The organism is Methylophaga sp. UBA5088 (genome assembly GCF_002414625.1).
Classification (GTDB): Bacteria; Pseudomonadota; Gammaproteobacteria; order Nitrosococcales; family Methylophagaceae; genus Methylophaga; species Methylophaga marina.
Window position 1 is genome coordinate 13,157 of record NZ_DIAC01000024.1, and the last position, 2,710, is coordinate 15,866.

Annotated in this window: 4 protein-coding genes; 2 read left to right on the plus strand and 2 right to left on the minus strand. The window is 43.4% G+C overall.

Going from position 1 to position 2,710, the window contains the following annotated elements; translation table 11 throughout:
• Both B4K20_RS03000 and B4K20_RS03005 read right to left on the minus strand, forming a co-directional pair.
• On the minus strand, positions 1-454 hold a 454-nt coding region (locus B4K20_RS03000; RefSeq protein WP_289281828.1), incomplete at its 3' end, for a DUF4880 domain-containing protein.
• 11 nt (positions 455-465) lie between these two features.
• Positions 466-975 carry a sigma-70 family RNA polymerase sigma factor gene (locus tag B4K20_RS03005; protein WP_339608439.1) on the minus strand — a complete coding sequence of 170 codons (510 nt, stop codon included), beginning with the start codon at positions 973-975 and terminating at the stop codon, positions 466-468.
• 465 nt (positions 976-1,440) lie between these two features.
• Between B4K20_RS03005 and B4K20_RS03010 the strand changes: the two genes are divergently transcribed.
• Both B4K20_RS03010 and B4K20_RS03015 read left to right on the plus strand, forming a co-directional pair.
• A complete protein-coding gene (locus B4K20_RS03010; RefSeq protein WP_289281830.1) occupies positions 1,441-2,184 on the plus strand; it encodes a dienelactone hydrolase family protein in 744 nt (247 codons plus the stop codon).
• 156 nt (positions 2,185-2,340) lie between these two features.
• Positions 2,341-2,710, plus strand: a 370-nt coding sequence (locus B4K20_RS03015) for a CorA family divalent cation transporter (protein WP_289281831.1), incomplete at its 3' end; no start/stop codon positions are given.

Below are 2,710 nucleotides of genomic sequence, written 5' to 3' on the forward strand. Positions count from 1 at the left end.
CGTTACGAACTTGTTCATCATAATGAACAGATAGTTTGGTATCTGTGTTGAGGACCAGTTGCGTGCCGTCATCCAGGACGAGCTGTTTAATTTCCCCCACGGCAGTGGAATAGTCTGCTAATAAAACCTGCCATGGTTTTTGTTGATAGCCATACCAGCCTGCTGTACCGGCAGCGATAAGCAAACTCAGTGTTTTAATGACCTGGCGACGTTCTTGTGATTGGATATATCGGGTATCAATCGGACGGTTTAATACGGCAATACTGGTTTTTGAATCCAGCCCCATAAAACAGTTGGTGACGGTTTCAACTTGTTCCCATGCCTGTCTGTTTTCTGGTGAAGCATTTAACCATCTTTGCCATTCTTTACGATCTGTATCTGTCGCCTCACCGGATGTCAGTTCAACAAACCAGTTTGTCGCTTCATAGAGCGCGTCTTTCTTAGAATGAGCCATAAAAGAACATTTTAGTTATCCAGGTTTAAACAATGCAGTAGTGCTTTAGCGATGTACTGGCGAACAGAGCTGACTGAAACTGAGAGTCGTGAAGCAATTTCGGCGTGTGACAACCCTTCCAGCTGACACCATAAAAAAGCACTGCGAACTCGTTCAGGTAAGCCATCCAGCATTTCATCTATTTTAGCTAAGGTCTCTACCATGATATTGAGAGACTCAGGTGAAGGTACGTCAACTTCGGGCATATTTTCCAACGCCTCGAGATAAGCTCTTTCAATATCCTTGCGTCGAACATGGTTGACCATGAGGCCATGTGCAACTGTGGTCAGGTAGGCTCGTGGTTCTTTGATGCTGCCCAGATCCTCTTTTTGCAAAATTTTGGAAAAGGTATCTTGCATTAAATCAGCGGCATCAAAACTACAGCCGATTTTCTTGCGGAGCCAGCCCATTAACCAGCTGTTGTGTGTACGATAAAGGTCGGTGACGATGGAGTCACGTGTTGCTTCAAAATTACCCAGAATACTCACGTCTGATTCATGGTGTAAGGCTATGTCACTCAATTGCCTGCTTCCCTTGTTAGATAAGCTGCCAGATTAACTACACCCTATGTTTTTGATGGTTTGCAGTAAGATTGCTTGTCACAAGTTCTGGGTAAACTCTGCGAGCATGTTCACAAAATTCACATAAGGATACGCAAATTTACTACGCATCGCACAGAGTAAATATAGGAAATATTCCTAAAATTACAGAGATTAAACCAGTTATAAAAAATGAATCGGTGCTTAGGCGCTTCGGGAGGTTTTTACCCTGACTTTTTAAAAATTAACTATTTTTCACTTTTTCAATCTGAAGATATGCACTCTAATAGAAACAATAAATGATGCTAATAAATTTGCGGCTGAAGTCAGCCATGATGAAGCAGACAAGTTCTTGTACAATAGCGTGCTTTCGTTCTTCAGACATTCAAGCAATCTAGCGAGCCTACTATGAAAATTCAAAGCCACTTTGTCGATCTTGATACCCCTACTGGCGTGATGCGTACTTATATTCACCGCCCGGTAGGTGAAGGTAGTTACCCAGTCATTTTGTTCTACTCTGAAATTTTTCAACAAACCGGCCCCATTGAACGTGCCGCAAGATTGATGGCCAGCCACGGTTATGCCGTGTTAGTGCCAGAAGTCTTTCATGAGCTGAATCCTATCGGCACTGTATTGGGCTACGATGATGCTGGTCGTGACAAAGGCAATGCAGATAAAGAAGCGAAAGATGTTCAGGGTTATGACTCTGATAACGTCGCCATGATTGAGTACGTCAAAACACAACCATGGTGTAACGGTCACATTGGTGCCATGGGCTATTGCATTGGTGGTCACCTTGCTTTCCGTGCTGCTTTACAACCTGAAGTCAAAGGCACCGCGTGTTTCTACGCCACAGATTTACATATTCAGAAAATCCCCAACAAACCAGGCCAGCACAGCATGGAACGCCTGGATGACATCAAAGGTGAGTTATTAATGATTTGGGGTAAGCAGGATAACCATGTGCCTGCAGATGGTTTACTGAAAATCTATCAGGAATTAAAAGCAACCGATATTATCTTCACCTGGCATGAGTTTAATGCTGAGCATGCGTTTATGCGTGATGAAGGTGATGGTGGTCGTTATGATGCACAAACGGCACAAATCGGTTATCAACTGGCGTTAAATCTGTTCAGTAGAACACTTTGCTAAATAGCCTTAGTTATTTAGTTTTAAAGGGAGTCAATGGCATCATTGGCTCCCTTTTTTATTGTCTCAAGATATAACTTTTTTTGAGTTCTAGTCTGGCTCTATCACTCCCCTGTTATGCTAAGCTCACTTTTTCAATTGCTTGGGAATATCCGTGTTATGTCCAATTCATCAGGTTTAGCTTTTGCACATTTACTGGATGGTCAAGGTGGAAGCAGCGAACTGAATGAGACGGATCTGCCGGCATGGCAAGCTGATCATGGTGTGCTCTGGTTGCATTTTGACTATACTCATCCTGATGCCGAACGCTGGTTACTTGAGCAGTCTGGGCTGGACAGCGTTATTGCCAATGCCTTATTGGAAAATGAAACACGCCCACGCACGACGTCAATAAACAATGGTTTGCTGATGTCCTTACGTGGCATCAATCACAATCAGCACGCTCATTGTGACGATATGATTTCTATTCGTGTCTGGATCGACCCACATATTATTGTGACAACACGTCGTGAAATGTCGTCTTCTGCTG